The sequence below is a fragment of the Pseudoalteromonas sp. TB51 genome (genome assembly GCF_000498055.1).
GTDB classification, from domain to species: Bacteria; Pseudomonadota; Gammaproteobacteria; order Enterobacterales; family Alteromonadaceae; genus Pseudoalteromonas; species Pseudoalteromonas atlantica.
Genome location: NZ_AUTO01000203.1, coordinates 1 through 3,754 on the forward strand (window position 1 = coordinate 1; position 3,754 = coordinate 3,754).

2 protein-coding genes, 2 pseudogenes and 1 other annotated feature are annotated in these 3,754 nt (G+C 39.5%); of the genes and pseudogenes, 1 reads left to right on the forward strand and 3 read right to left on the reverse strand.

Annotated elements, in window-relative coordinates:
* Both L650_RS0110780 and L650_RS0110785 read right to left on the reverse strand, forming a co-directional pair.
* Positions 1-227 (reverse strand): annotated as a pseudogene (locus L650_RS0110780) (YebC/PmpR family DNA-binding transcriptional regulator); the annotation flags it as partial.
* Positions 228-321: 94 nt separating this feature from the next.
* A pseudogene (locus tag L650_RS0110785) lies at positions 322-1,452 on the reverse strand (ATP-binding cassette domain-containing protein); the annotation flags it as partial.
* Positions 1,453-2,194: 742 nt separating this feature from the next.
* On the opposite strand from L650_RS0110785, the gene L650_RS0110790 reads away from it, so the two are divergent.
* The gene (locus L650_RS0110790; protein ID WP_029773122.1) at positions 2,195-2,521 is read left to right on the forward strand and encodes a hypothetical protein; all 327 of its coding nucleotides are present in this window, start codon (positions 2,195-2,197) and stop codon (positions 2,519-2,521) included.
* Here L650_RS0110790 and L650_RS0110795 read toward each other — a convergent pair.
* A protein-coding gene (locus L650_RS0110795) for an IS3 family transposase (RefSeq protein ID WP_223230517.1) occupies positions 2,485-3,704 on the reverse strand; the annotation gives its coding sequence in 2 pieces (ribosomal slippage) (positions 2,485-3,416 and positions 3,416-3,704; 1,221 coding nt in all). The genes L650_RS0110790 and L650_RS0110795 overlap by 37 nt on opposite strands.
* Positions 3,310-3,426 (reverse strand) — a sequence feature (AL1L pseudoknot). It overlaps the preceding gene by 117 nt.
* Positions 3,705-3,754: the final 50 nt, after the last annotated feature.

A 3,754-nucleotide genomic window follows, 5' to 3' on the forward strand; every position in this document is an offset into this window, starting at 1 on the left:
CCGCCGCCGCCTTTGGCTTTGTCTATTGCGCGCTCAATAACGTGTGCGGGTACCTGGTCTTTTTTAGCGCGCTCGATTAAACGGCGCAGCGCAAGGTTACCATCTGGATCTACGCCACCATTTTTAGCGCATATGTAAATTTCTTTACCGTACTTAGAATAAACTTTAGTTTTAGCACCCGCAGTTTTAGCCATTGAATCTTTTTTGTTTTGGTAAGCTCTTCCCATCTGCGTTTCGCCTTAATATATGTAAATTATTGAATAAAATTGCAAGGCCGTATTCTAAAGGTAAAGCCGCAGTATCGCCAGTAAATGGCGTTAATTAATCATCTTGCTGTTGTAATTGCCACATTTGAGCGTATTGACCATTTTGTAATAAAAGAGCTGAATGTGTGCCTTGCTCAACCAGTTCGCCCTTTTTAAATACTAATATGTTATCGGCATCAACTATAGTTGATAGCCGGTGCGCAATCACAATACTGGTGTGGTTTTGAGTTACATCGCGCATTGCCTTTAAAATGGCTTGCTCAGCGTGCGAGTCGAGCGCCGAGGTCGCCTCATCAAAAATTAAAATAGGAGATTGCTTTAAAATTGCGCGTGCAATTGCAATACGTTGTTTTTCGCCGCCAGATACTTTTAAACCGCGCTCGCCCACTAACGTTTTATCGCCTTGCGCTAAAGTTGAAATAAAGTCTTTTAAATGGGCCATTTCTATTGCTTTATCTATTTCACTATCGCTTGCTGTGGGTCTGCCATAGGCAATGTTTTCGCGTATGCTGGTGTTAAATAGCACGGTGTCTTGTGGCACTATAGCAATGGCTTTACGCAGGCTATCGAGGGTGACGGAGTCTATAGCTTGGTTATCTATGGTTATACTGCCCGCGCTAATATCGTAAAAGCGATAAAGTAACCGCGCCAACGAGCTTTTACCTGCACCACTTGCACCTACAACGGCAACCTTACTACCTGCTTTAACTTTAAAACTAATATTACTAAGAATAGGGCGGTTGGCATCGTAACTAAAACTCACATTATTAAAGGCTATATTGCCTTTGCTAACACAAAGGTGTTGAGCATGGAGGCGCTGCGTTACCTGTGGTTTTTTATTAAGTAAGCCCAGCATGTTTTCTAAATCAGTTAGGGCGCGTCTTATTTCTCGATAAACAAATCCTAAAAAGTTAAGCGGTAAAAATAATTGGATCATGTAGGCGTTTATCATTACAAGTTCGCCAATTGTTAGAGCGCCCGTTACCACTTCTTTGGCACCTAACCACATTAGCGCTGTAATAGCGCTTGCAATTATTAACGCTTGGCCTGAATTAAGCGCAAGCAACGACATTCTATTTTTTAAACGGGCGGTTTCCCAATTTGCTAAAAAAGAGTCGTATGTTTTGGCTTCAAATTCTTCGTTATTAAAATATTTTAGAATGTTATAAATTAATAACTGTTCTAAATAAGTATAGAGATAATAGATATTTAATAATGTGATTTTTTGTTAGTTGTATAAGAAAGTGTAAAATCCATAAGCGCTCGGTGATACTTAAATTCTAAAGTAGCTTTGAGATGGCGTTTTATAAAGCAGTATTTCAGGCGGTGATTTCAAAATACGCATTACATGAGTTTTTTCTATATACACTTATAAGTTAAGGTTTTTCGGATTTATGTTGCTTAACGAATGTTGATCAATGCAAGGTGGCGTATTTCCGTCGATTTCCATAAATTCATTGATGTGCTGGTTGAGCAACAAATATTGCTCTGACCCTCCAGCGGTTTTTCAATAAAGTTAGAAAAATTCGCTATATCGCTAGTATTCGATGACATCAATTTAATTAACCCCACCTTTGTTACTTTATCAAATAAAGAGTAATTACTGTCTAGTGAAAGCTGAGAAGTCCAAACCGACCATATCATCGGATTTATCTAACCAATAATTAATGCTAGTAGAGCCTTATGCAAGTAGAAAAATTTTTATCGCTTCAACAATTTAAATGTTGTTATTTCAGCATTAGATTAAAAAATTTATACATCCTAACATGCTGATAAACTAGCTTAATTAAAGTTATATTTAACCATTTCAATAGGTTAAAGGCTTGTCGTCAGTTCTTTTAGCTCATTGCTTTGCTATAATTCTATAACGTAGAAAATGCTAATAATTCAATATTAGTTATTCTGAATAAGACAAAGTGATAGAAGATATGGCTCGCAAAAATAGGTTTTCAAACAAGAAAATTGTCGTTAAAGATACAAGAGAGAATGAAGTAGGTGACACACTCGATGGACTTCCCGCACTTAATTTTGTTGACGGTGAAGCTAGATACTTTCCAATCAAGAAAGGTGACAAAGAACATATTGCCATATTTAATGTTGATAAAAGCGCTAAAGTTAACAACCTTAAAGGCCCACAAAGGTCAGGATTTATTATTCCAGTTTGGTTCTCTATGCTTTGTGAATCGCCCCGAGTTCATCGGAGACCAGTTTGTTTAAGTCAGGCCACTTTACCTGACTCGTTTAAATTATCATAGTAGTCTGTTTCATATTGAGCTGGTGAAATATACCCAATTGAAGATAATAAGCGTTGATTATTAAACCAATTGACCCACTCTAACGTTGCGTATTCAACAGCATCAACATTCTTCCACGGGCCATTTCTGCGAATAATCTCTGTTTTAAATAATCCATTTATTGTTTCAGCCAATGCATTGTCATAAGAGTCACCCACACTGCCTACAGACGCTTGAATTCCAGCTTCAGCAAGTCGCTCAGTGTATCGTATAGACAAATATTGGCTGCCTCTGTCGCTGTGGTGAATTAACCCTTCGGGGTTGCCACGATGCCAAATAGCTTGCTCTAACGCATCAAGAATAAGCTCTGTGTGCATTGTCGTTGATACACGCCAACCTACAATGTATCGTGAAAAAACATCTATCACGAAAGCGACATAAACAAACCCACTCCATGTGGCAACATAGGTGATGTCAGCTACCCAAAGTTGATTTGGCTGCTCAGCAGTAAATTGACGATTAACTAAATCAAGTGGCTTATCTTGTTGCTCGTCAGGTATCGTTGTCTTATGTGCTTTACCCCGACGAACACCTTGAATTCCCATAACTCGCATCAATCGTTCGACTGTACAGCGGGCGACTTGATGGTCGTCAAGCTGTAGCTGCTTCCATATTTTTCTTGCACCATAAACTGACATATTATCCTCCCACACTTCGCGAATGAGTATTATCAGCTCAGCATCACGCTTTTTGCGGTTAGACAGTCGCTCAGGCTCTCTTTGTATCTGTTTATGAGAATAATACGTTGATGGTGCAATCGGCAATTCCTTGCAAATTGACTCGACACCGTAATGCTCTCTGCAAGCATCAATAAAATCCACTATTACTTCTGTTTGCGGTCGAGCTCCGCTTGGGCGAAAAAAGCGGCAGCTTGCCTCAGGATATCATTCGTTCGCTTGAGCTCTTTATTCTCGCGCTCTAAGACGGCAAGGCGTTCTTCAGTTGATTGCGTATTAGAAGAGGGTTTAGACGGTTGAGCTTGAGATTTCTTGACCCATGCTCTAAGTGTTTCTGGGGTACATCCCAGTTTATCTGAAATCGATACTAGCGCAGCCCAAAGAGAAGGGTATTCATGCTGTTGTGTGGTAACAAGCCTAATTGCACGTTCACGAAATTCTGATGTATAGCGATTTGATTTTTTCATAGTTCCAGTTTCTCAAGTTATTGAGTCTCTGGCAAACACGGGGCGATTCA